Here is a 24,732-nt window from a genome sequence, read left to right as displayed (position 1 = left end):
CTGTCGGCGTTGTGTTGCTTGGGTGTGAAGCAATCTTCTGCCGATTGATCCATAGCGTCCAAGACCGATATACAATGCTTCGCATAAGCCTTGCCTATAGATGGTGTTCCCATGCTGCTGCGACATCTGCGTTATTTGCTGGCGGTTGCCGACCACGGCGGCTTCACCCGCGCCGCCGAGTCGCTGCACGTTTCACAACCGACCCTATCCCAGCAAATCCGCCAACTGGAAGACACCCTGGGTGTGAGCCTGTTTGACCGAACCTCGCGCACGGTCAAGCCGACCGATGCGGGCGAGGCCTACATCGAATGTGCGCGTCGGGTATTGGTGGAGCTGGAAGCCGGCAAACGGGCGCTGCATGACGTGAAGGACTTGTCGCGCGGCACCTTGCGCCTGGCGATGACGCCGACGTTCATGGCGTATCTGGTGGGTCCGTTGGTACGCGACTACGTGGCACGGTTTCCCAACATCCACCTGCAGATTTTCGAGTTGTCGATGGATGACATCGAGGCGGGTCTGGCGGATGACTCGCTGGACATCGCCATCGCCTTTACCCAGGTCAGAAATGCCGACATCGAGTCGATCCCGGCGTTTACCGAAACCCTGGGGGTGATGGTGGGGCGGGATCACCCGCTATATGAACGGCAAGCCGCGTTGTCCGCTGAAGAGGTGGCGCAACTGGACTTTGCGCTGTTAGCCCAGGACTTCGTCACCCGCACCCGCATCGATGACTATTTTGCCCAGGAGCAGATCACGCCGAAGGTGGTGATTGAGGTCAACTCGGTGAGCACCTTGCTGGAGGTGATTCGGCACACGGCCATTGCCACCATCCTTCCAGAGCCCATCGCCACCCAGGACCGGGCACTGCGCAAAATTCCATTGCTGGGGGATGCGCCTACGCGCGGGGCGGCGCTGCTTCGGCGCAAGAACAACTATCACAGCGCGGCGTCGGTGGCGTTCATGAGTCTGGTGTTGGGCACGGTTAGCGAGTGAATCAGTCGTCCAGTGATTGGCAGACGCCATTGGGGGCCTTTCCCGTGGAGCTCACGGTCACCGAGTCGTCATCGGCGAGAACGATCGAGATCGTGACGCCCGAACCCTTGGCTTCGAAGCTGCGCTCTTTGATCATGGCTTTGGTTTCGGCTTCTATGTTGTTGATCAACACCGGCCCGTCCTGATCCGCGTGAACGATGATTTTTCCGGGGCAGTCCATGTCGAATGAGGGAACACCTTCGATCTTGTTTGCGTGAGCAATCGTTGCAGTGGATAGCAACAGCAGAAATGTCAGGGTGTTTTTCATCGCAAGTCTCCATGGGCACAGCAGCGAATACGCTTAACGATAGCTGTATTTGCCGCGCACGAGACAAACAAAAAAAGGTCCCGCTCGATACTACGAGCGGGGCCTTTTTATTGATGAGCAGCGGGGGTATCAGTAGAACCGGTCAATCACCCGAACTTCGTTGTGGTTCTGCATCGAGGCCCACGCCTGTTTAAGGGTTTGCAGAACATGACCGATGAAGTCCTTGTCAGCCGCGGCTTTCTTGCCGACATAGCCTTGGCCGCGACGGTACATCTTCAGTCGGGCCAGCAGGTTCTGGTTGTTCTGGTCGAACTCCGCTTCATGGGTGTGCGGCGACAGGCAGTCGATTTGAACCTGGCCCGATTTGCTGATCCACAGAATGTGGCTGTCGTGGCTGTCTTTTTGCGCAGCGAACAGATGAGCCAGTTCATCGATAGTAGGTTGATTGTTCAGATTCATAATATGCCCCTTGACCATTTGGTGATCTTTCAAAGTTGATTCGCTAATACAGGTAGCCCATCGGTTAGTTGATCCCTGGCACCGAAACCAGGACGTCAGCGGTCAGCCGTCAATTCGACGGGGTCTCGCGTCTGTTGCATGTAGTCGTGTTGAATAACTGCTACGCAATAGCGTCACAACGAAGAGAAGCAGCGAAAACCTGGAGGCCACCGCCGACTGTTGAGGGTCGGCCACAAGCTTCATGAGGATTGATCGCCAGCGCTTCTGGTCCTTGTACTGGACGTTCGGGCCAGGTCAGCTTCTTCAATCTGCCTTGTGGGCAGCGTGTATCCGGGAAAAACAGCTCGGCGGTCAGACGAGCTTGCTCAAACATGTTGCTGTACTCCCGATCGGGGAGATGTCTGCATCATGCAAGGGCAAATCGGAGGCGTCAACCGTTATGTAGTGATTATTTTCAGTCACTACATATTGTCGGACAAAGCGCTTTGGAATTAAAAACGGGAGCCGCGAGCTGCCAGTCAGGATGATGGCGGGGAGCGTTGGAAGCGGTAAAAGGTGCAGGGATAACCGTCTACCGGCCGCTGATGCAGGGTGAAACCATTGCCCGCGAGCTCGGGCATCACCCAGGCCCAGAACCGCCGTGCAGGCGGGTTCGCGTCGATGTGGAAAATCTGCCATTGACCAGGGAACCGGCTCAAGAGGGTGGACACGACAAACCTCGCGACACCTTGGCCACGAAAGCGTCGGCTGATGAACAAGTAGCCGATGTTGTGCTCGGCACCCTCGATATGAACGTCGTCGTCCACCGTCACGAAACCGGCGAGCTCTCCATCCACTTTGATCAGAAACGGCCGGGTTGCGGGGTTACGCCAATAATCCAGTGTCGGCTGGATATTGAAGAAACCGTGCTCGCCGAGTTTCAGCGGTAGAAACTCGCTGAAGTCGTGCATATAAAACTGCATCAGGTTTTCAATCGTTTCCAGTTCGTCGCGGTGTGCGGCATGCAGTTCTATCGAGGGCATGCTGGGTTCTCTCCAGAATCGAAGGGCCGTCCGTGGCCCTTTCGGGATCACTCAGTGAGGCGCGAAGTCGTATGTCCCGCCGGTCTTCAACGCCGCGGCGTAAGCCGGGCGCGCCTGGAAACGTTCAACCCAGGCCGATACATGAGGGTAGTTGCCCAGCTTGCCCTGGGCGCGGGCAATCTCGCCGATAAAGCTCATCTGGATATCGGCGGCGCTGAACGCGTCACCGAGCAGGTAATCGGACTGGCTCAACGCCGTGTCGAGGTAGCCAAGGTAGTTGGCCACTTCGGAGTTGATGCGCGGGTGCAGCGGCGCACCGGCTTCACCCAGACGCCCGACGTACAGGTTCAGCATCAGCGGCAGCATGGCCGAACCTTCGGCGAAGTGCAGCCACTGGACGTATTCATCGTAGGCGGGGGTAGACGGATCGGGTTGCAGGCGCCCCTGGCCGTGACGACGGATCAGGTAGTCGATGATCGCAGAGGACTCGATCAGTTTCTGCGCGCCATCTTCGATGACCGGCGATTTGCCCAGGGCGTTGATCGCTTTCAATTCCGGCGGGGCCAGATTGGTTTTCGGATCACGCTGATACCGTTTCAGCTCATAAGGAATGGCCAGTTCTTCCAGCAACCAGAGAATCCGTTGGGAGCGGGAGTTGTTCAGGTGGTGCACGATAATCATAAACAAGGTTCCTGTAGCAGCTGTCGAGTGAAACGTGGCTGCGATGCCATTTTCAGAAAATGGGGCCATCGCCGGGCTTGAAGAACACTAGACCATCACGGTCCATTCGAAGTGCCTTTAAGCGTTGTTGGCCGGTTTCGCCGCGCGTTTGGCGCCTGTCGACGGCTTGCGCTTGGCGGGCTTTCGTTTGTTTTTCCACGGGGTGGCGCCACGACCCGCCGGGCTCGCCGGCCCACTGATGGTCAGGCTCAGGCCGGCGCAACGGGCGACCTGTTTGCTCATCCATGCGGCCTGTTTGGTGACGAATTCTTCCAGGCTCATCTCGCCGCTTTGCACCATGTCCAGCGCCTGTTCCCAGATGGCCGTGGTGCCGGGGTCGGCGATGGCGCGCGGTACCGCATCGATCAGGCTGAAGGCTGCCGGGGTCGCGGCCAGGGCCTTGCCATTCTTGATCAGGTAACCGCGGTCGAGCAGGCCCTGGATGATCGAGGCGCGTGTCGCCTCGGTGCCGATACCGGTGGTGTCCTTGAGCTTCTGTTTGAGCAGCGGGTCTTCCACCAGTTTGGCGACGTTCTTCATCGCTTTGATCAGGTCGCCCTCGGTGAACGGCTTGGGCGGCTGGGTCCAGAGGTCCTTGAGCTTCACGTCGGCCACCGCGCACTCACGCCCTTCGGCCAATGCCGGGAGTGTTTGCGGCGCCGGTGCCTCGCGACCCTTGGCCGGGGCGAGCGCCTCGGGCAGGGCGCGTTTCCAGCCGGGTTCGACGATCTGCTTGCCGACGGCGCGCAAGGCTTCACCGGCGCAGTCAAAGTCGGCCTGGGTGCGGTCGTATTCATGGTTGGGCAGGAACTGCGCCAGATAACGCGCGCGGATCAGGGTGTAGACCGCACGTTGCTTGCCCACCAGTCGATCGAGATGCTTGGCCGCAGCCGTCGGGATGATGCCGTGGTGAGCCGTGACCTTGGCGTCGTTCCAGGCTCGTGAGCGGCGCTGTGGCTCCAGGTGATCGTTCAAGGCGTTCAGGGACGGATCGGCCTGCCGGAGCGCGGCGAGAATGCCCGGGGCTTCGCTGTGCTGGCTCAGCGGCAGGAAACCGCAATCGCTGCGCGGGTAGGTGATGACTTTGTGGGTTTCGTAGAGCGCCTGGGCAATGTCGAGGGTTTCCTGGGCACCGAGCCCGAGCTTCTTCGAACAGACTTCCTGCAAAGTGCCCAGGTCGAACGGCAAGGGCGCGACTTCACGCATCCGCTCGGTGCGCAGCTTGATCACCCGGGCACTCGCCGCGCTGCTGATGGCGGCGGCTGCTTGCTGGGCCAGCGTTTGATTCAGGCAACGATCCTGATCGTCACAAACCTCGGATGCTGCGCGCCACTGGGCGGTGAACGCCGTGCCGTCATGCAACAGCTGCACGTCGATGGCCCAATAGGCGACTGGCACGAAATCGGCAATGCTGCGGTCGCGATCCACCACCAGCCGCAAGGTCGGTGTTTGCACCCGGCCCACCGGCAACACGCCCTGATAACCGGACTGACGGCCCAGCAACGTGAACAAGCGGCTCATGTTCATCCCGATCAACCAGTCGGCCCGGGAACGTCCCAGCGCCGAATGATAAAGGCTGAAGGTTTCGGCCCCCGGTTTGAGCGCCGCCAGCGCCTTGCGTATCGATGCATCGTCCAGCGCCGACAGCCACAGTCGCCGGATCGGCCCGCGATAGCGGCAATGCTCGACCAACTCCCGGGCAATCATCTCGCCTTCACGGTCGGCGTCAGTGGCAATCACCAACTCATCAGCCTCGCCGAGCAGGCGTTTGACCGCCTTGTACTGGCTGGCGGTGCGCGGTTTGACCGTCATCTTCCATTTTTCCGGAATGATCGGCAGATCCGCCAGCACCCAACGCTTGTAGCGCGCGTCGTAGGCGTCCGGCGGCGCGGTTTCCAGCAGATGGCCGATGCACCAGGTCACCGTGACGCCCGTCCCCAGCCAGCAACCGTCGCCCCGACGCTTGGCGCCGAGTACCGCCGCGATGTCTTTGGCCTGGGAAGGTTTTTCACAGAGGTACAGCTGCATAACCACCATCGTTCATCAAGTGTGCAAGAGGCGCACAGAATGGCCGGTGATGAGCAATGGATCAATCATTATCTGTATGGATGTACAGCAAAGCTGTTGCGTTTGTTTGCGCCAGTCAAAACGGCCCGTTCGGCTGCGAAGCAATCGTGTCGGCGAATTTTGGGTTATACCTGAAACTTCGCAGTCTCAGCTTCTGAGGCCGCTGCGCAGCTGAGAGGGAGCAAGCTCCCTCGCTACATGAGCGGGGCGTAAATCTTGCCCCACAGGTCCATCACCGTCATGAGGAATGCATTCCATGAGCACCGGTCCCAGCCCTGTCATCACCATCGCCGAGCAGCCGGGCAGCCTGCTGGTGAAGTTTCATGGTATTCAGGTGGCCGCCTCCTCGCGTGCACTGGTGCTGCTGGAGGCCAATTATCCTCCGGTGTATTACGTGCCCTGGGAGGATATCGACGAAAAGTATTTCGCTCGCACCGACCACACGACCTATTGCCCGTACAAGGGCGACGCCACTTACTACAGTTTGCAGATCCCGGGGCATGAGGGCGCCAACGCGGTGTGGCGCTATGAAGACCCCAAGGTGTCGGTCGAACAGATTCGCGGGTATGTGGCGTTCTATCCCGATCAAGTCAAGTTTGAGGTGCTTAAAGACGTTGAGTGAGGGTTCGTGTTGACGGTCATGCTGGTCACTCACGCGCGATGTTTCAGGCATACCTGCTTTTGTGGCGAGGGAGCTTGCTCCCGCTGGGCTGCGTAGCGGCCTCAAAAACGGGGCAACCCTACCGATTTTTGTGAGTGCTGCGCACTCAAGCGGGAGCAAGCTCCCTCGCCACAGGTTTTCATTGACTGAAGAGAGCTTAGGTGCACAGCTGCCCGTACTAATCGGGCGTTTTCATTTCAGCGAACAGCGCCCACCAGCGTCGATTCATCAATCTGCCCAATCGAAGTCACCCCGGTCAGCGTCATGGCCACGCGCATTTCCTTGGCGAAAATAGCCAGCATGTTTTCCACCCCGCGTTGTCCATCGGCCGCCAGCGCGTAGGCCATGGAGCGCCCCAGCAATACGCCTTTGGCGCCCATGGCCAGCATCCGCACGACATCCAGCCCCGAGCGGATGCCCGAGTCGACCAACACCGTCAGGTCATTGCCCACTGCTTGCATGATCGGCGGCAATGCCTGGGCGGTGGAGAGGACGCCGTCGAGCTGCCTCCCTCCGTGGTTAGACACCACAATGCCATCCGCGCCAAAACTGACCGCGTCCCTGGCGTCCTGCGGGTCGAGGATGCCTTTGATGATCATCGGGCCTTTCCAGAATTCACGAATCCACTCCAGATCGCTCCAGCTGATCGAAGGGTCGAAATTATTGGCCAGCCAGCCCATGTAGTCTTCGAGCGTGACGGCTTTGCCCAGGTACTTCGAGATGTTGCCCAGGTCGTGCGGGCGGCCCATGACGCCGACGTTGAACGCCCAGTCGGGGCGGGTCATGGCCTGCAGCATTCGTCGCGACGATGCAAAAGGCCCGGACATGCCCGAATGCGCATCCCTGTAGCGGGCGCCCGGGGTAGGCATGTCGACGGTAAACACCAGGTTTTTCACCCCGGCGGTCTTCGCACGCTCCAGGGCGTTTTTCATGAAGCCCCGGTCTTTGAGCACGTACAGCTGAAACCAGATGGCTTGCTGGCTCTGCGCCGCGACTTCCTCGATCGAACACACCGACACCGTTGAAAGGCACAGCGGGATGCCTTTGTTCTGCGCCGCTCTGACCGCCTGCACTTCACCCCGGCGGGCAAACATGCCGGTCAGGCCGACCGGCGCCAATATGATGGGCATTGAAAGGGGTTGATCGAAGAGGGTGGTTTCCAGGCTCAGGGTTTCGACGTTTTTCAGAATGCGCTGACGCAGACTGATGCCTGCCAGATCGGCGCTGTTGGCCCGCAGCGTGTGCTCGGCATAAGCCCCGCCGTCGATGTAATCGAACAAAAAACGCGGGAGTTTGCGACGTGCAGCCTCGCGGTAGTCGGATGCGGATGCGGATGAAATGATCATGGGGCCTCGGTCTGGTGAGTGTCGGGGCTGTAAAGCTCGTTGAGCTTAACCTGTGGCGAGGGAGCTTGCTCCCGTTGGCCTGCGCAGCAGGCCCAAACCGGTCGCCTCGGTGTGTCAGAACAATCGAGTTGACTGGTTTGGGGCGGCTTCGCCACCCAGCGGGAGCAAGCTCCCTCGCCACAGAGGCCACAGAGGCCACAGGGGATTGTGGTGACTTCAGTTGGTATCCAGATCCACGTTTTTCGTCTCACGCAGACAGATCATCCCCACCACCAGGCTCACCGCGGTAATCACCACCGGGTACCACAGCCCGTAGAAGATGTCCCCGGTATACACCACCAACGCAAACGACACCGTCGGCAGGAACCCGCCAAACCAGCCGTTGCCGATGTGGTAGGGCAGGGACATCGAGGTGTAGCGGATGCGGGTCGGGAACAGTTCGACCATCAGCGCCGCCAACGGGCCGTAGCACATGGCGGAGATGATGATCAGCACCACCATCAGCGCCACGATCATGGGTTTGTTGACCTGTTGCGTATCGGCTTGTGACGGATAGCCCGCCAAGGTCACCGCACCGCGCAGGGCTGCTTCGTCGAAGCCATCCAGCTTGACGTCACCGACGCTGACCTGCACGCCGCTGCCGGCCGGCGCGGCTTCGCTGGTGTAGGGCAGGCCCTGTTTTACCAGGAAGGTTTTGACCTTGTCGCACGGGCTGTCAAATTTCGCCTTGCCCACCGGGTCGAACTGGAACGTGCAGGTGGCCGGGTCGGCCAACACGGTGATCGGTGCCTGACGGCTGGCCTGGTCGATGGCTGGGTTGGCGTAGTGGGCGATGGATTTGAAGATCGGAAAGTACAGCGCGGTGGCCAGCAACAGGCCGATCATCAGCACCGGTTTGCGCCCGACCTTGTCCGACAGCCAGCCAAAAAAGATGAAGAACGGCGCGCCGATGATCACGCTGACAATCAGCAGACTGTTGGCCAGGGCCGGATCCATTTTCAGGAACTGTGTGAGGAAAAACAGCACGTAGAACTGTGCCGCATAAAAGGTCACCGCTTGCCCGGCGTTGATGCTGAACAGGGCGATCAGCACCACTTTGAGGTTTTCCCATTTACCGAAAGAATCGCGCAGCGGCGACTTGCAGAGCTTGCCTTCCTCTTTCATTTTCACGAAGGCCGGCGACTCGTGCAGGCTCAAGCGAATCCAGGTCGAGATGCCCAGCAGCACGATGGAAAACAGAAATGGAATGCGCCAGCCCCAGACTTCAAACTGGTCACCGGTGAAGTAGCGGCAACCGAGCACCACCAGCAGCGACAGCAACAGGCCGAGGGTGGCGGTGGACTGAATCCAGCTGGTGTGGAAACCGCGTTTACCCATCGGCGCGTGTTCGGCGACATAGGTCGCGGCGCCGCCGTACTCACCGCCCAGGGCCAGGCCCTGAAGCATGCGCAGCACCACGAGGATGATCGGCGCGGCGATGCCGATGCTCGAGTAGGTCGGCAACAGCCCGACGCAGAAGGTCGCCAGGCCCATGAGGACGATGGTCGCGAGGAACGTGTATTTACGCCCGATCATGTCCCCCAGCCGTCCGAACACCAACGCGCCGAAGGGCCGCACGATGAAGCCGGCGGCGAAGGCCATCAGCGCAAAGATGAACGCCGTGGTGTCGTTGACCCCGGCGAAAAACTGCTTGCTGATCACCGCCGCGAGGGCGCCGTAGAGGAAAAAGTCGTACCACTCAAACACCGTCCCGAGTGACGAGGCGAAGATGACTTTGCGAGTGTCGGGGCTGGTGTCGACGCTGAGCGTGGCATCCAGGGGCTGAACATGTTCTGACATATCGGTATCCCTCACAGTGATTGTTTTTGTTGTTCCACTGTCGGCGCCAGCCTGGTGGGCGGGCGCCGCGCATCCATAAAGCGGGTGAATATCAATCTTTGTAGGAGCGAAGCTTGCTCGCGAAGGTGTCAGACCTGATACACCGCGTCATCGTTCTTCGCGGGCAAGCCTCGCTCCTACGGGTGTGATTCAGGCGTTAGTCAGCAGTTCCTTCTCTGGGGTAAGGCTCCCTGCGCCGGGGTTGAGGATCAACTGCGCCGCCTTCTCGGCGATCATGAGCGTAGGCGAACAGGTGTTGCCCGAGGTAATGCGCGGCATGATCGAGGCATCGGCGATGCGCAGACCGGGAATGCCGTGAACGCGCAACTCGGCATCGACCACCGCATCCACATCGTTGCCCATGCGGCAGGTGCCCACCGGATGGAAAATCGTCGTGCCAATCCGCGCAGCGGCTTCGTGCAGTTCTTCTTCAGTCTGCAAGCTGTCGCCGGGCAAGTACTCGACCGGTTTGAACGCTTGCAGGGCCGGGGCGGCGACGATGCGTCGTGTCAGGCGAATGGCATCAGCCGCAACCCGCAAATCTTCCGGATGGCTCAAATAATTGGGCTGAATCAGCGGCGCTTCCTGCGGATCGGCGGAACGGATCTCCACCCGTCCACGACTCTGCGGTCTTAGATCGCAAACCGACGCCGTGAAAGCAGGGAAGGCGTGCAGCGGTTCGCCGAAGCGTTCCAGCGACAGTGGTTGCACGTGGTATTCGAGATTGGCCGAAGTCTGCTCCGGCCCCGAGCGGGCAAACGCCCCGAGCTGACTCGGCGCCATCGACAATGGGCCGCTGCGGTCATACAGATAACGCAGGCCCATGCCCATCTTGCCCCACACGCTGCCGGCGATCTGGTTCAGGGTGCGAGCGTTTTCCAGTTTGTAGATCAGCCGCAGTTGCAGGTGATCCTGCAGATTGCCGCCCACGCCGGGCAGCTCATGGGCCACGCCGATCCCCAGTTTTTCCAGGAGCGGGCGAGGGCCGATGCCGGAGCGTTGCAGAATGCTCGGTGAACCGACGGAGCCCGCGCACAACACGATTTCCTTGCGCGCCTTGAAGGTTTTCGCCTGACCCTGGTAACGGGTGCTGACCGCAGAGGCGCGGCCGTTTTCCAGCAGCACGCGGTCCACTTCGACGTCTGTCAGCACGGTGAGGTTGGGGCGATTGCGGATCGGTTTGAGAAATGCCTTGGCCGCGTTCCAGCGAATCCCGGCCTTCTGGTTGACCTGAAAATAGCCGCAGCCTTCGTTATCGCCCTGGTTGAAGTCATCGATGCTGGCAATGCCGCTTTGTTCGGCGGCGCTGCGGAACGCATCCAGAATCGGCCAGGACAGCCGCTGACGCTCGACCCGCCAGTCGCCGCTGGCGCCATGAAATTCCGAGTCGCCGGCAAAATGGTTTTCGCTTTTCTTGAACAGCGGCAACACGTCGTTCCAGCGCCAGCCCGGATTGCCGTCAGCGGCCCAGCCGTCATAGTCGCCGGCCTGGCCCCGCATGTAGATCATGCCGTTGATCGAGGAACAGCCGCCCAGCACCTTGCCGCGCGGGTAACTCAGGGCACGACCTTGCAGGCCGGGTTGCGCTTCGGTCTTGAAGCACCAGTCGGTGCGCGGGTTGCCGATGCAGAACAGGTAACCCACGGGGATGTGAATCCACGCATAGTTATCGCGGCCGCCGGCTTCGAGCAGCAAGACGCGGTGTTGCGCGTCGGCCGACAGCCGATTGGCCAGCAAACAACCGGCCGGCCCGGCGCCGACCACGATGTAGTCGAATTCATCAAGAGAAGTCTGCATCCCTGACCTCGTATTGTTGTTCTTGTTGTCGGTCATCCTAGTTGTTAGCTTTCGTCAAAAGAATGTTAGTTTTTGCGCAGCCGCTGTGCGTTTTCAGACAGCGCCTCACCCAGCGTAGCCCCAAGGACGACTCATGTTCGACTGGAATGACCTGCGGTTTTTTCTCGAATTGCAACGCAGCGGGCGTTTGCTCACCGCCGCCCGCCGTTTGAACACTACCCACGCCACCGTCGCCCGGCACATCGAGGCCATCGAAAAGAGCCTCGGCACTGCGCTGTTTGTCCAACATGCTCAGGGCTACGAACTGACCCCGGCCGGCGAAGCACTGCTCAAACACGCCGAAGCCATGGAAAACGTCGCGTTGCTGGCCCAGGAAGAAATCACCCAGTCCACCGCACCTCTGGGCAAGATCCGCGTTGGCGTGACCGAAGGGTTGGGCATCATGTTCCTCGCCAGCCGCATGAACGGGCTGTTCGAACGCTACCCCGGACTGGAAGTGGAACTGGTGGCGGTGCCGCGCTTCGTCAGCATCCTCAACCGCGAAGCCGAGATCAGCATCCACCTCGAACGCCCGGCCGCCGACATGCTGGTCACGCGCAAACTCACCGACTATCGCCTGGCGCTCTATGCCAGCCAGGCCTACCTCGACAAGGCGCCGCCGCTGCACAGCCGCGAAGACCTCGGCCGGCACGCGTGGATCGGCTACGTCGACGACCTGCTGTTCAGCCAGGAACTGATGTTCCTCAACAGCTTCTGCCGCAACCCGCAGGTGGTGTTTCACAGCACCAGCGTCATCGCCCAGCAACAGGCGGCGCGCTCGGGGCTGGGGATCGCGGTGTTGCCGTGCTACATGGCCAGCGCCGATCCGGAACTGGTGCCGTTGTTTCCCGATGAAACCATCGAGCGCAGTTACTGGATCAGCACCCGGCGGGAGTTGCACAAGTCGGTGAGATTGCGGGTGATGTGGGATTACGTGGTGGAGTTGTGTGAGGCGGAGCAGGGGTTGTTGATGGGATAGCCTGGCAACCCATCACACAACGCTGATCAGTCAAGCAATGAAGCAACCAACACAACACCTGTGGCGAGGGAGCTTGCTCCCGCTGGACTGCGCAGCAGTCCTGGCCTTCAATCGTTAGGTGATGACAAGGAGCGTTATCCGACACTCCGTCGAACAAGGGAGCTTGCAGCATGAGCGAAGAGACAAAAGCGAAAGGCCCGGCGTCGTACTTTCCGTCGATTGAGAAAAAGTATGGGCAACCCATCAGCCACTGGCTGGATCTGCTCGGGACAGTGAGCGGCAAGAAGCATATGGAAATCGTGGCTTGGTTGAAGGATGAGCACGGGATGGGGCATGGGCATGCAAATGCGTTGGTGGCGCATTATTTGGCGAGTGCTAAAAAGTGAGCGACCTGTAAACGGCTTGCAAAGTGGTATGGCGGTGACATGGGTGCTGGATGTGCCACCGCAATCGCGAGCAGGCTCGCTCCTACAAGGTTCTGTGTCGACCACACATTTGAAAACGACACCGAACACCTGTGGGAGTGAGCCTGCTCGCGATGGCGTCAGCTGGCCCGCCGCATCCTGCCAGGGATCACTCAAGCACTCGGCGGCAACTCTCGCGTGGTGCGCTGCAGCGGGTTGCGCGGCTGGCTGTCGGGAATGGACAGCGTCGCGCGCAACCCACCTTCCGCTCGGTTGGCCAGGGTGATGCGCCCGCCCAGCCGGGTGGCGATGGTGTTGACGATGGTCAGGCCCAAACCCGCGCCATGGGCATTCCCGCGGCTGTAGAAGCGTTCGAACAAACGCCCACGATCCGCTTCGTCAATGCCGGGCCCCTGGTCCTCGACGCTCAGCGAATAGAAGCCGTCCGCTTGACTTAACTGAACCGTGATCACGCCATGTTCAGGGGAGAAGTTTGCCGCGTTGCTGATCAGGTTGTTCAAGGCGATGTCGATAGCGGCGGCGTCGGCCACCACTTCAAAGGGACGATCGGTGACGTCGAACGCCAGTTCAAGGTTCTTGCTCAGCAACCACGGCGTGAGCTGCACGAGGCTGTCGCGCACGGTGTCGGCCAAGTCGATGCTGCGCAGCACCGGCGCCATCGCATTGGGTTCGAGGCGGGCCATGGTCAGCAACTGATTGACCAGACGGCTGGTGCGGTCGACGCCGGCAATCAAAAATTCCAGGGATTCACGGCGTTCCTGTTCAGTGCCAGCCTCCAGCAGGTTTTGCGCATGCACGCGCAGGACGGCCAGCGGTGTACGCATTTCGTGGGCGGCATCGGCGATGAAGCGCCGTTCGCGGCCCAGCACTTCCTGAATCTGCGCAAGCATGCGGTTGAGCGCCGCTTGCATCGGTTCCAGTTCACTGGGCAACGGCGTCAGTTGCAATGGCTCCAGCGAACCGCTGTGCCGCGCGCGCAAGGTCGCCGCCATGTCTTCCAGCGGCTTGAGGCCCCAGCCGATGGCCATCCAGATCATCGCCGCCAGAATCAGACTGCCCAGCACATTGGGCCACAAGGTGTGCCGCACGATCCGGTCCACCAGGTCCGAGCGCACGTCGTCCCGTTCGCCCACCCAGATTCTCAGGTCGTTCTGTTTGTCTTCCAGCAGGAACGCACGCCAGTGGCGGTTGTTCAGGTCCACCACGTCGCTGAAGCCGGGTTTGGCCGGCGGCGCGTTGAAGGAGGGCGCGCTGGCCGTGTGCACCAGCACTTCACCGGTGCGGGTCCAGACCTGAAAGGCCATCTTGGTTTCATAGGGATGGCCATCGACCCGAGGTTCGGCTTCGCCCAGCGCCTTGTTGAAGGCCTGATACAGTTCGGCGTGTTCCTTGCTGGCCATCGGCATGCGCATCACACCCTGCAACAGCCGTGCATTTTGCGCGAGTTGGGCATCGTAGACTTCGGCGATTTCGTGATTGCTGTCGTGCAGGTTGAACACGCTGATCACCGCCACCCCTACCAGCATCAGGCCAATGATCAGCGTGAGGGTGCGGCGCCGGATCGACGTCATCGGCGCTCCTCCACCAGGTAACCGACACCGCGAATGGTGCGGATCAGGTCGGTGGAGAATTTTTTGCGCAGGTGATGGATGTGCACTTCCAGGGTGTTGCTTTCGGCTTCCTCGTTCCAGCCATACAGCAACTGCATCAGGTGATCTCGGGTCATCACCCGGCCCGGCGGCGAGAGCAATTCGTGGAGCAACTGATATTCCTTGGGCGTCAACGCCACCGGCTCGCCCTGATAACTGACTTGCTGGGTGCCGGGGTTGAGGCTGATGCCGGCGTGTTCGATCAGCACCTGAGCGCGACCGGCACTGCGCCGCAACAAGGCCCGCAAGCGAGCCTTCAGTTCCGCCAGATCAAAGGGCTTTATCAGGTAATCGTCGGCCCCGGCATCCAGCCCGGCAATGCGGTCTTCGGTTGCGTCCCGGGCAGTGAGGATCAACACCGGCAGGTTGGAGCCGCTGTCACGCAAGCGGCGCAGTACTTCAAGGCCGTCCATGCGCGGCAGACCGAGGTCGAGCACCGCCAGGTCAAAGGTTTCACTGAGCAGCGCATGCAAGGCGCTGGTGCCGTCCTTTAGCCAATCGACGGTGTAACCTTCGCGGCCGAGGGCCTGATGGATGCCCTCGCCGAGGGCCACGTCGTCCTCAATCAGTAATAAGCGCACACGGACTCCTGTCAGTCGATTTTCTTGTTCACGTCCACCAGCAACGTTTCGATCTCTTTGCGACGCCCGGCGTCGGCGATTTCCCGGCCTGGCCTTGGGGCAGCTTGCAGGGCCTTTTGCAGCGCGACTTTAGCTTCGCTGTAACGTTTTTCACGGTAGAGGTGATCGCCCCAGAAGTACAGACTATCGATGCCGTTCGGGTTGAGTTGCAAGGCCTGCTTGAGTAACTGTTCAGCCTTGTCCGAGTCACCGAAACCGATCGGCCAGCCGGGGACGCGGTCATACAACGCGCCGAGGCTGGTGTAGGCCGAGCCTTGCAGGGCTTTCGGGTCCAGCGTCATGGCTTTCTCCAGATCGGCTTTCGCCGCTTTCACCTTGCTCAGCGCACCGAGCCCACCCTGCGCACCGGCCCAACTGCTGCTGACGATGCCGGACCAGATCCAGGCTTCGGCCACCGATTGGCGTTCCTGAGTGAACGCGGACGCCTGGGCCGCCAGTTTCTCGAACGCGGCGGTGCGTTGCGCTTCGGGGACTTCGTATTGAATGTGCGCCCAGCTTTGCTGGATACCCTGGAGGCGTTGCTGATCGGCGGGTTCCAGTGCCCAGACGCTTTGGCTCAGAGCCCCCAGCAGCAGGCAAGCGATGATTTTTTTCATGGTTTGAGGTTCTCGTTGTCGGGCTTCTGACTCAGGCGACGGATCAGCGGCAATTGCTTGCGCAAGCCCCGGTCCACCAGATTGGGCAGCAGGCTGTTGAGGCGCACAAAAAAGCGCTCCGGCCAGCCGAGGTAAAGGTCGCGGCGGTCACCGGCAATTGCATGCATCACCGCGGCGGCGACGGTTTGCGGGTCATCGACGTTGGCCTTGAGCGCATCGTTCAACGCCTGCGCTGCCGGGCTGTTCATGCTGGTGCGGGTGGCGCGCGGGGCGACGTAGAGCACGCTGACGCGGGTGTCCGCTAACTCCCGGCGCAAGGCTTCGGAAAACCCGCGCAAGGCAAACTTGGTGGCGCAATAACTGGCGTAACCGGGGTAGCCGATGGAGCCGTAAGTCGAACCGACGTTCACCACCATCGCGCTCTCGGCTTGCTTGAGCAGCGGCAGCAGGGTTTTGGTCAGGCAGATCGGCGCGCTGATGTTCACCGCAAGCATCGCGTGGATGTCGCTGTCCTCCAGCTGTTCGAGCATGGCGAAATGATTGACCCCGGCGGCGTTGATCAGCAAGTTGACCCCGCCAATCGCTTCAGCCGCGGTCAGCACCTTGCGCCGGTCGGACAGCACAGTCAGGTCCGCGCCGACCCAGCACAGGTGTTGCGGATAGCGCTCAAGCAAAGGCAGCAGTGGTTCCTGATGCCGAGCCACCGCCAGCACCCGGGCACCGCTGGCACACAACGCAGTGGCGATCGCCAGGCCGATGCCGCCGCTGGCACCGGTCAGCACCACGCGAGCTTCATGCAGCTTCATTCAGGGTCTCCCCGTCACGCGGCAAGCCGCGGAACATGTCGGTGTAAAGCCTGTACACCACTTTGGAGGCGTGAATCACCGCTGCCTGATCGGCCGGATCGTCGAGGGTGTTCATCAATTGGCGATAGGTCTGCATGTGCTCGATGTCCAGCGAGCCATGGGAACTGAGGTAACTGAAGGCGCTTTCCGGCAACGCCAGACGCTCGCGGATGCTGCCGGCGGCGTGGGTGGCCAGGGCGATGCTGGTGCCTTCCAGCACGTTGACCATGCCGAACAGGCCGACCGGGTTATCGCGGGCAATCAGGTCGTAGAGGTAGCTGACCATCAATTCAATCGGCATGGACGGACGACCATCGCGCACCGCGTCTTTGTCGCCGCCGCAGGCTTCGATGTCATTGAGTACCCATTTCTCGTGACCGTATTCCTCCTCGATGTACTCGCATACCGCTTTACGCAGCCATTCCAGGCGCGACGGCAATTTCGCCCCGCAGGCCATCATCAACGGCACCGTGTGGCGCACGTGGTAATAGGCTTGCGCCAGGAAGGCCCGGTAGCTTTCCAGGCTGACCTTGCCCTCAAGGGCATCGCGAATGATCGGCAGATTGAACAGTTCATGGCGTTCGTGTTGTGTGGCTTCTTGCAGCGTGTCGAAAAAACTCATGATGCGGATTCCTCGGAAAATACAGATTCAGTCAATTGCGCCCGGTAACGCTCGATGATGGCGTCGCGGCGCGGGCGGCCATTGGCGGTGAGCAAGCCATTGGCGGGGGTGAAGGGTTGATCGAGACGGGTCCAGTGATGGACCTGGGCGTAACCGGGCAAGGCCTCGTTGGCTTGGGCCACCGCAGCGGCCAGTTCGTCGTCGGTGCAGTCCGGGCGATGGGGCCAGAGCAGCGCGTGGTTGTGCGGCATGGCTTCGCCGTAGACGAAGGCCTGGGCGATATGGCGGCGCTGGGTCAATTCCGCCTCGACCCACTCCGGGTTGACGTTGCGCCCGAAACTGGTGACGAATTGATGCTTCTTGCGCCCCTTGAGGTAGAGAAAACCTTCCGGGTCGAACTCGCCGAGATCGCCGGTTGGCCACCATTCTTCGGTGTGCGGCGCCTCGCCCAAGTAACCGAGCAAGGTCGAACCCTTGACCAGCACTTCGCCGTCCTCGGCCAAGCGAATCGTTACGTGGGGCAGGGGCCGGCCGACACTGCCGGGTCGGCGCGCTTCGGGCCGATTCAGGCACACCACCGAGGCGCATTCCGACAGCCCATAACCCTCGTAAACGGGAATGCCGATGCGTTGTGCGCGATGCAGCAATTCCTCGGACACCCGCGCACCACCCACCGCCGCGAAACGCAACGAGTAGGGGCTGAAGGCTTTCTGTTCGGCAGCGCTGACCAACATCAGCAACAACTGCGGAACCAGAATCAGGCTCTCAGGCGCCCGGGTGGCCAGGCAACCGAGCAGACGCGGCACATCAACGCCGCTGGCCCCCTGAATCCCCAGGGTTTGCTGACTGGGCAAACTCAACGTGGCCCCGGCATACAACGCCGCATAGCAACCGAGGTTTTCCAGCAAGATCGCCAAGGGCAACAATGCCAGGTGCTGCTGCGGATCGGTGGGTTTGCTGGCCTGATTCAGTTCGCGAGCGACCGTCATCAGGCTCTCGGCGCTGAGGCACACGCCTTTGGGCGTGCCCGTGGTGCCCGACGTGAAGGTCAGTTTGGCGGTCCCTTCCGGCAGCCGGTTCGGGCCGCTGAACGTGCGGCGCCAGAACTCACCGGTTTTCTCGTAGCCGGCCGTTTGCAATTCGTCGTCCAGCGCGGGTTCGGCAATCACCCGCCCGGCCTGGCTTTGTTCCAGGCAGTGGGCGCGTTGAGCCGGGCTGAAAAAGGGTGGCAGCGTCAGGCACGTCAGGCCTTCGAACAGCGCAGCGAGGTCCCAGAGCATCGCGTCGACGCCATTGTCCAACGCCAGCGCGAGCACCTTGACCTGCTCATCGCGCAGCCGTTGCTGGCGGTACACCACTTCGGCGTACAGCGTGGCGTAATCCACCTTCTGATTATCACCCCACAACGCAATGGCGCTGGTCTTGCGCTCGGCATGGCTGCGCAGGGTCTGTTTGAAACGCTCGGTTTCAGGCGACATGGCTGGACTCCTCAAGAGTCGTGGGCAAACCCAGGCGATTGAACATCCCGATGTTGCGCAAATGAATGAACCCGGCGCGGATGTTGCCGACGTGCACCCAAGGCTTGCTCTCGTAATAACTGCCCCAGTGCTGGCGCTCATCCCCCAGCCGCTCGGGGTCGGCCGCGCACAGCGTCACCGGTTTCAAGCCCAGGCGATGAAAACTGTTCACCAGGCCGACGTTGCCGGTGAACGCCACCCATTCCAGGCCGCCCGTGGCCAGCAGGTAGGTGAGGGCGATGATGCTCATCCGCGCACTGCCGGTGTCGCTGGCGGCCAGATTGCCGACTTCGACGATGCCGGTGCGATCCACCGGGCGGTCGGCCGCAGCGCTGATCAGCGGCTCGATCGACTCGTCCAGATAACGTTCCAGAAACAACGATTCGGCATTGGCCATGCGCACACCAGCCACCGCACACAGCGTGCCGGAGGCATCGCTCATGCCAAACAGCTCCGGCATGAAGTGGCGGATATCGGCACCGTGGGCCTTACGAAAACGTTGCTGGATAAAGGCTTCAAAGACAGGCCGCTCGACGTCGTCCGGCAACGCCCTGGTCAGACTCATCGGCGGCGTTTCGGCCTGGCCGAAGCTCAGGGGTAGAGGAATATTCCATTCAAAGTCAGGCATTGGAAGACGCCTCCCGGGTAAGTGTGGGAGGAGTATCGGAGGCATTTCTTAACGGAATCTGAAGGTAAGAAAAAGATCATCTGCCGCTGTCTTCAGATTGCCTTAAGACTGGGCGGGCAGGGTGTGCCCCGTCGGTGCGGTGACACACCGGATCCCCGGCGGCGCGAACGAAGCGGCAGCCGGCAACCAAGTTCAAGAGGCCCTTTATGACCCGCGACTCAGCTGTTCAACGCTATGGAAAACTCTCGATCATCTTGCACTGGCTGATGCTGGCGCTGTTCGTGGGCGTGTATGCCTGCATCGAAATCAAAGGTCTGCTGCCCAAGGGGGATGCTTTGAGGGGAATGTTTCTCGGGCTGCACGGCGTGTTCGGGTTGAGCATTTTTGCCTTGGTGTGGGTGCGACTGCTCGGACGCCTGACGCCTCGGCCACCGATTACCCCGGCACTGCCCAAATGGCAGACCGGCGTTTCGCACTTGATGCACCTGGCGCTCTACGTATTAATGATCGCCACGCCGCTGCTGGCCTGGCTGATGCTGTCTGCTGGCGGCAAGCCGATGCCCTATTTCGAGTTCTACCTGCCATCGCCGGTAGCGGTCGATCCGGACCTGGCCAAGCAATTCAAGTACTGGCACGAACTGCTCGGCAGCACCGGTTACTGGCTGATTGGCCTGCACGCGGTGGCGGGGTTGTTCCATCACTATTGGGTGCGCGACAACACCCTGACCCGCATCCTGCCGGGCCGATCCAGCAACCCGATCAACCGGCGTCAGCGATAAACCCGAACCCAGTGCCGGCCACACACCGGCCATATCCATTGCCACCCCAAAACCTCGCGCCTAACACAATCCCCTGTGGGAGCGGGCTTGCTCGCGAAGGCGCCAGATCTAACACCATCTATTTCAGCCGAGGTTTTTTCGCCCGACTGTTGATGCTTTAAACATGTTCAAACGCACACGTTTAAAGACACTCAGTGTTACGTCCCAACGGCTACAACGCCTTGCGTCATTACCTACGCGTGCGCCAGAATCCGCCGGCTTGTGCGTCTAGGGCACGGGTTCTATCGTGGCGGGGTCACTGAAAAACAGTGATCGGGTTTGGTAGCCCGGATCGTTCTAGACTCATGGCTTCACCTTTACGCAGTCGGTTTCACAAGACTTTGCGTTCATGGTGGTCATGCGTGGGGCCCACTTGTGGGCGCCGGGTTCTAGTGCGACCGGTCTACCAACCCGCGTATGGCCGCCACCCTCCGTTTGGTAGCGAGAGAGTGATGGCTCCTTGAAATATTCGCGCTAGAGGTTCCAAACATGATCAAACCAACACCAAACCCACCGGACACCGATCCGGCATCCCCGTACGAATCCCTCGATTCCAAAAAACTCCACGAAGCCGCCGAACGCGCCCTCGACCACTACCTCAACCCAGGTGCCAACATCATGGCCAGCACCCACGAACCCGAACCCATGTTCCTCGCCAACCCCAAGTACGACACCGAATCCCTGCTGGCAAACGCCAGCGAGTCACTAGGCTCGGCTACGACCATGCTTAGCAATTTTGCGGCGTTATTGGATAACTCACATCGCAAGACGCTGTTGGGGATTACGCAGGTGGTGATGTTGGGGGAATTGGCGGTGAATCAGGCGTTGGATAAGGTTGAGGTGAAGGAGTAATCACAAGCCTTTGTGGCGAAGGTGAAAACCGACGTCACAAAGGGGGCGCCGACATTAATACGGGTGTGCTTAAGATTTTGGCTAAAATCGTTAATCGGCTTGCATTAGAAAAACTCAAGTCACCACCTTAGACATTGTGGTGGCCAATAGGTATCATTGCGGGCGTAATGATATGAACTCCTGAGATCTAACTCAGAATATTTGTCGGCGTTTACTATTTGTGTGCGTTAACAGCCAATAAAAACTAATAGATAGAGTCTAGGGATGGCAAGCTTAGTCGAAGTATTAATTGCCGCAGGTGGTTTGGGTGTTGCGACTGTTGCGGCTGTGTATGCAGTTAAGACGTATATGAAAACTAAGCTGACCACTGCAATTGCTGCTGATGATCACAGGCAGAGAAATGCGCCTATTAGTTCTTATCTCATTGATGGCTTTAGCTGGCGTGAGAAAAAGAATAAAAGGAAATGTTTTTTTGCTATTTCACTTACAAATTCGTCTACTACACCTACGTCGATCGTAAAGGCTGAGTTGCATTTGAAGCTATATGTGAGTGGAGGTGTAACATCTGAAGTGATTCTGCAGCCTACTTCTTTCCCTCTTCCAGAGAATGCTGAAACTGCAACGTCTATACAGCCAATTAATCTCGCTGCGGGGACGACGGAGTCCATTTGGATTTCATATGAAATACCAGAATATGTAAATGAAAAATTCACGGTGGATAAATATGAGGTTGTATTTACTTCTGGAAATGGGTTTAGAGTGGGTGTGCATCAATATATTATGAAGGAAATCGAGAATGCAAAAGGAAAAAGTTAATTCTGATTTATTTGTCCCTGTGGTTGGTGATGGTGCTATTGCAACCTCTATATGGGGTGAAGGGAGACTAATCCCTGTAGTGATAATTGATACCTCAAAATGCGTTGATATGCAAAGTTTGATTAGTGTTCATCAACATACGCCCCCCGGTGACGTGCAGTCAACATGGGCGTTGAGAAGATTTGATAATAAGCATATTTTTTTAAAGCTGGAGTTTTTTCGGCCTGTTAATACTACGGTTTATATACCATTCAGGCTGGAAAAATACGCAAGTCTTGTAAGTGGGATAATGACATCTCGTGCTATGTATCTGCAGCCTGCTGATTCGGGGGTAAGTGTGAGTGAGGGTATTAATCGTCCAAAAATATTGATTGAGGTGTCAGCGGTTTTCGAAGGTTGGATTGAAATATATAAAAAGACACTCATCAAGAAGTACAGAGATCTAAAACACTCTAAAAAAGATGCTTGTGTTATGGCGGGCGAGCATATAAAAAGAATGCAAGAACTTTGGATGACGCATATGCGTTAATGGTGGGGCGTTATTAGCGGTCTTCCAGTTTAAGTCTGATTCCTTGTCGGAACTCACGAGTGCGAAATGACGACCGATCGCCTCAATACTGGTATTCGCTAACCGCTCAAGGTTTATAGTCGCTTAATTCAAGTTTCTTACCTTCGGCAGCCATTTTCCGAATTTCAGCAGGTGAGAATCCACTTGCCTGCATAAAATGAATTAAGAAAGTTATCCATGCATCCTGATAAACATAATCATTGTGCGCCTCATCATACAAACAATATTCTGCTTGCGTCTCGAATGGGTCTTCAGCGCCATTGGCTGGCCTAATTGAAAAAACCTTATAAAGCGCTGGATGAAGATTCGATGTCATCTTTATTTCGTTGAGACGTTCATTGACTTTCTTTACGACGTCAGAAGGCTTTAGTCGGCCAAAGTTTGCAGCCTCTACTCGAACGGTTTTGTCTTTGATAATTACGGCCAGCTTTTCATACGCTTCTTTATCTTCTTCACTTAGTGCATCCCAGCGCACAAATTCAATTGCTGCATCAGCTCGATTTGTGTTCGATATTTTCGGTATCTGAATGAGTTTTACACTGTACTGAAGGGAGTTATAAGTGTCATCATCTAACGAGTTTCTATATTTTTCTATAAACGAAACAATATCGGACAAATCTTTTGATAGTGCCGATCTATTAGCCGCTTCTTGCTGCTTTGTTCTGATCTGAGAGAACTGCAGGCTATATACCAGCGATTCATTGATGGAATAGTTGTCGCCAAAAAAATCTATCAACTTACTTTCATAGTTGTAAAGTAAAGACTGGCACTCTCCGAAAATTAGTGTGTCAACTTCTCTCTTCTCAATGTGGCGGTGCTCAATTTTATTTCTGAGCTTAATAAAGAAAAAAAGATTGCTTTCCGTTGCAGTGTCGAGTTCCCCATATTTTTTTATGCAGGTGGATAACTCCCATGCCTTCCTCTCTCCATCAACAAAATCGAATCGTCCGTTTTTATTTTTATAATAGTACTTGTCGCCAATCGTGGCATTGAAATGAGCATGAAATAGCCGAGTCCATGCCATGATCATCATGGTTATGAACCCTTCACTGCGAAAGGTTGTTCTAGGTTTATTATAAATTTCGACAGCAAGCAACGCTGAATCAATTGATGCGTCAAGTATAGATTTCGTCTTGCCTTTCCTTAGCTTCAAAATAGTCCCCCTTTATCTGATTTTACATTTTATGTCGATAGGCTACTGTTTCGCCAGCATGCTGTCCACTGATCGCACTTGGCTGATTGCTGCCTGTCGCGGAGCGCTGCATTCGATCCGAAGTGGACTGCCTAAAGGGTAGAGTCATATTCGCGATAACGCGGCAGATCAGGCCTGACGCCACCTCGAGAAAGTTTCATTCCCACAGTAGAGCAGGATGTCTCAGGCAAGGATTTCGAAGGAGGTGCTGGCCAGCCGTTCCCCGTTCACCAGGATGTGTACTGCGTGTTCGCCCACATAGTGTTTGCGAGTGGTGAGCTCCTTGATCTGTTGACCGCGACTGACTCGTTCAGTCGCCTTGCCAAGCAGCGTCAACGCCTTAAGCTTGAACACCTTCGCCGAAGTGCTGCCATTGGCTTTTACGTAATCAATCGCATAATCAATCACCAACCGCTGACTCTCCGCTACCGTGGATTTCACCGCAAACGACAACGTAATCTTCTCCCCCAACCGAATCACCGCCGGCTCCACCTTCACCCCAACAATCTCAACCTCAGCTTTCCCACTCGCCCCAATAATCGCCAGCGCCCGCTGATTCCCCTGCTTAATCAAACTCCGCAGCGCATGCTTGGCAATCCACGCGGTGTGCTTGTTCTCCAGCGACCAGCCCTCAATCAAGTCCAACACCCACTCCGGATGGTCCTTGGTAATGTCATTCAGGTGATTGGCCACCGACTTGCGCACGTAAAGGCTGTCATCCGCCTTGAGGTTGTCGAGAATCGCCGCCGCCAATGTCGGATCGCTCTGAATCTGCTCCAACCGAAACGACCACGGCAAGCGCGGTCGACTGCCTTCGCTGGCCAGACGCCGCACATGTTCATTCTCATCCTGGGACCATGCCTGCATCAGCGCCAATGACCGTTGCAGATCGCTGCGCAGAAAATACCGAATCGCAAATTCTGCCGATCCAAACGCCGTGAAGTACTTAAGCGCTTCCATCGAGCGCTCGAAATCATGCGCGCCATACATCGCCACGTAATGCGGTAGCGAGATGCTGACGAATCCGCTGTTCAGGCGAGGGGCGAGGGCGCGCAGGACTTCGAGGGATTCGTCGTAGCCCTGCGGCAGCACGGCGTGCAAGCATTCGCTGACGCGGGCCATGCGTTGCATGATCGACAGGTCGGCGAGGCCGTCGTTGGCCAGTTTCAGGAAGGCTTTGGCGTTGAAGGCCGGGTAGACCGCCGTCATTTCGGTTGCGATGTGTTTGAGGCGTTCGGCGTTGAAGATTTCCTTCAGGGCCGGGGCAGGTTGTTCGGCGGCGGTCATGGTCGGGT

24 protein-coding genes and 1 pseudogene are annotated in these 24,732 nt (G+C 58.4%); 8 read left to right on the top strand and 17 right to left on the bottom strand.

Features of this window, described 5'->3' with window-relative positions:
• The first annotated feature begins 111 nt into the window (after window positions 1-111).
• A complete protein-coding gene (gene cynR, locus ACA051_RS17270; protein WP_497303432.1) occupies window positions 112-993 on the top strand; it encodes a transcriptional regulator CynR in 882 nt (293 codons plus the stop codon).
• Between the two features lies 1 nt (window position 994).
• Here the strand turns inward: cynR and ACA051_RS17265 are convergent, their stop codons facing one another.
• From ACA051_RS17265 to ACA051_RS17245, 5 genes are all read right to left on the bottom strand, one after another.
• Complete coding sequence (locus ACA051_RS17265) at window positions 995-1,300, bottom strand: hypothetical protein (RefSeq protein WP_497371065.1); 306 nt, start codon at window positions 1,298-1,300, stop codon at window positions 995-997.
• A 129-nt stretch (window positions 1,301-1,429) separates the two neighbouring features.
• A complete protein-coding gene (locus ACA051_RS17260) occupies window positions 1,430-1,759 on the bottom strand; it encodes a hypothetical protein (RefSeq protein WP_497303428.1) in 330 nt (109 codons plus the stop codon).
• Window positions 1,760-2,277: 518 nt separating this feature from the next.
• Window positions 2,278-2,781 (bottom strand): GNAT family N-acetyltransferase, encoded by a 504-nt coding sequence (locus ACA051_RS17255; RefSeq protein WP_497371063.1) that lies wholly within the window; start codon window positions 2,779-2,781, stop codon window positions 2,278-2,280.
• 51 nt (window positions 2,782-2,832) lie between these two features.
• A complete protein-coding gene (locus tag ACA051_RS17250; RefSeq protein ID WP_497303424.1) occupies window positions 2,833-3,462 on the bottom strand; it encodes a glutathione S-transferase family protein in 630 nt (209 codons plus the stop codon).
• 117 nt (window positions 3,463-3,579) lie between these two features.
• Window positions 3,580-5,529: a DNA topoisomerase III gene (locus tag ACA051_RS17245; protein ID WP_497371061.1), complete on the bottom strand. Its 1,950-nt coding sequence runs from the start codon at window positions 5,527-5,529 to the stop codon at window positions 3,580-3,582.
• A 295-nt stretch (window positions 5,530-5,824) separates the two neighbouring features.
• Between ACA051_RS17245 and ACA051_RS17240 the strand changes: the two genes are divergently transcribed.
• A complete protein-coding gene (locus ACA051_RS17240) occupies window positions 5,825-6,190 on the top strand; it encodes a DUF427 domain-containing protein (protein ID WP_497303421.1) in 366 nt (121 codons plus the stop codon).
• Window positions 6,191-6,426: 236 nt separating this feature from the next.
• Here the strand turns inward: ACA051_RS17240 and lldD are convergent, their stop codons facing one another.
• From lldD to ACA051_RS17225, 3 genes and pseudogenes are all read right to left on the bottom strand, one after another.
• Window positions 6,427-7,575: an FMN-dependent L-lactate dehydrogenase LldD gene (gene lldD, locus ACA051_RS17235; RefSeq protein ID WP_497371059.1), complete on the bottom strand. Its 1,149-nt coding sequence runs from the start codon at window positions 7,573-7,575 to the stop codon at window positions 6,427-6,429.
• 216 nt (window positions 7,576-7,791) lie between these two features.
• Window positions 7,792-9,414 carry an MFS transporter gene (locus ACA051_RS17230; protein WP_497371057.1) on the bottom strand — a complete coding sequence of 541 codons (1,623 nt, stop codon included), beginning with the start codon at window positions 9,412-9,414 and terminating at the stop codon, window positions 7,792-7,794.
• Between the two features lie 196 nt (window positions 9,415-9,610).
• A pseudogene (locus tag ACA051_RS17225) lies at window positions 9,611-11,250 on the bottom strand (GMC family oxidoreductase).
• Between the two features lie 133 nt (window positions 11,251-11,383).
• Here ACA051_RS17225 and ACA051_RS17220 point away from each other — a divergent pair.
• Both ACA051_RS17220 and ACA051_RS17215 read left to right on the top strand, forming a co-directional pair.
• Window positions 11,384-12,268 carry a LysR family transcriptional regulator gene (locus tag ACA051_RS17220; protein WP_497371055.1) on the top strand — a complete coding sequence of 295 codons (885 nt, stop codon included), beginning with the start codon at window positions 11,384-11,386 and terminating at the stop codon, window positions 12,266-12,268.
• 170 nt (window positions 12,269-12,438) lie between these two features.
• The gene (locus ACA051_RS17215) at window positions 12,439-12,654 is read left to right on the top strand and encodes a DUF4287 domain-containing protein (protein ID WP_497371053.1); all 216 of its coding nucleotides are present in this window, start codon (window positions 12,439-12,441) and stop codon (window positions 12,652-12,654) included.
• Between the two features lie 191 nt (window positions 12,655-12,845).
• Here ACA051_RS17215 and ACA051_RS17210 read toward each other — a convergent pair whose 3' ends face one another.
• Genes ACA051_RS17210 through ACA051_RS17180 form a run of 7 tightly spaced genes read right to left on the bottom strand, consistent with a single transcriptional unit; the run spans window position 12,846 to window position 19,191 of the window.
• On the bottom strand, window positions 12,846-14,264 hold the full coding sequence (locus ACA051_RS17210; RefSeq protein WP_497371051.1) for an ATP-binding protein: 1,419 nt from the start codon (window positions 14,262-14,264) through the stop codon (window positions 12,846-12,848).
• Window positions 14,261-14,923, bottom strand: coding sequence for a response regulator (locus ACA051_RS17205; RefSeq protein ID WP_219096713.1), 663 nt, complete (start codon window positions 14,921-14,923; stop codon window positions 14,261-14,263). The genes ACA051_RS17210 and ACA051_RS17205 overlap by 4 nt, the downstream gene beginning before the upstream one ends.
• An 11-nt stretch (window positions 14,924-14,934) precedes the next feature.
• Window positions 14,935-15,579: a tetratricopeptide repeat protein gene (locus ACA051_RS17200; protein WP_497371048.1), complete on the bottom strand. Its 645-nt coding sequence runs from the start codon at window positions 15,577-15,579 to the stop codon at window positions 14,935-14,937.
• Window positions 15,576-16,385, bottom strand: coding sequence for an SDR family oxidoreductase (locus ACA051_RS17195; protein WP_497371046.1), 810 nt, complete (start codon window positions 16,383-16,385; stop codon window positions 15,576-15,578). Before ACA051_RS17195 ends, ACA051_RS17200 begins: the two co-directional genes overlap by 4 nt.
• Window positions 16,372-17,046, bottom strand: coding sequence for an iron-containing redox enzyme family protein (locus ACA051_RS17190; protein WP_497303405.1), 675 nt, complete (start codon window positions 17,044-17,046; stop codon window positions 16,372-16,374). Before ACA051_RS17190 ends, ACA051_RS17195 begins: the two co-directional genes overlap by 14 nt.
• Entirely contained in the window at window positions 17,043-18,524 is a 1,482-nt protein-coding gene (locus ACA051_RS17185; RefSeq protein WP_497371044.1) for an AMP-binding protein, read from the bottom strand. The genes ACA051_RS17190 and ACA051_RS17185 overlap by 4 nt, the downstream gene beginning before the upstream one ends.
• A complete protein-coding gene (locus ACA051_RS17180; RefSeq protein ID WP_497303401.1) occupies window positions 18,514-19,191 on the bottom strand; it encodes a thermostable hemolysin in 678 nt (225 codons plus the stop codon). Before ACA051_RS17180 ends, ACA051_RS17185 begins: the two co-directional genes overlap by 11 nt.
• 206 nt (window positions 19,192-19,397) lie before the next feature.
• On the opposite strand from ACA051_RS17180, the gene ACA051_RS17175 reads away from it, so the two are divergent.
• The 4 genes from ACA051_RS17175 (at window position 19,398) to ACA051_RS17160 (ending at window position 22,206) form a co-directional block, all read left to right on the top strand.
• A complete protein-coding gene (locus tag ACA051_RS17175; protein ID WP_497371042.1) occupies window positions 19,398-19,970 on the top strand; it encodes a cytochrome b in 573 nt (190 codons plus the stop codon).
• 528 nt (window positions 19,971-20,498) lie between these two features.
• A complete protein-coding gene (locus tag ACA051_RS17170) occupies window positions 20,499-20,861 on the top strand; it encodes a DUF6124 family protein (RefSeq protein WP_497298807.1) in 363 nt (120 codons plus the stop codon).
• 264 nt (window positions 20,862-21,125) lie between these two features.
• Window positions 21,126-21,677, top strand: coding sequence for a hypothetical protein (locus ACA051_RS17165; RefSeq protein ID WP_497371040.1), 552 nt, complete (start codon window positions 21,126-21,128; stop codon window positions 21,675-21,677).
• Complete coding sequence (locus tag ACA051_RS17160) at window positions 21,658-22,206, top strand: hypothetical protein (protein WP_497371038.1); 549 nt, start codon at window positions 21,658-21,660, stop codon at window positions 22,204-22,206. Before ACA051_RS17165 ends, ACA051_RS17160 begins: the two co-directional genes overlap by 20 nt.
• 106 nt (window positions 22,207-22,312) lie before the next feature.
• Here the strand turns inward: ACA051_RS17160 and ACA051_RS17155 are convergent, their stop codons facing one another.
• Both ACA051_RS17155 and ACA051_RS17150 read right to left on the bottom strand, forming a co-directional pair.
• Window positions 22,313-23,341 (bottom strand): DUF3644 domain-containing protein, encoded by a 1,029-nt coding sequence (locus ACA051_RS17155; protein WP_497375581.1) that lies wholly within the window; start codon window positions 23,339-23,341, stop codon window positions 22,313-22,315.
• A gap of 279 nt (window positions 23,342-23,620) precedes the next feature.
• Window positions 23,621-24,724 carry a DNA alkylation repair protein gene (locus ACA051_RS17150; RefSeq protein ID WP_497371036.1) on the bottom strand — a complete coding sequence of 368 codons (1,104 nt, stop codon included), beginning with the start codon at window positions 24,722-24,724 and terminating at the stop codon, window positions 23,621-23,623.
• Window positions 24,725-24,732 lie beyond the last annotated feature (8 nt).

Source organism: Pseudomonas sp. LBUM1669, from assembly GCF_059695705.1.
Note: the sequence above shows the minus strand (reverse complement) of the source record. Positions and strands in the feature narration are given on the sequence as shown.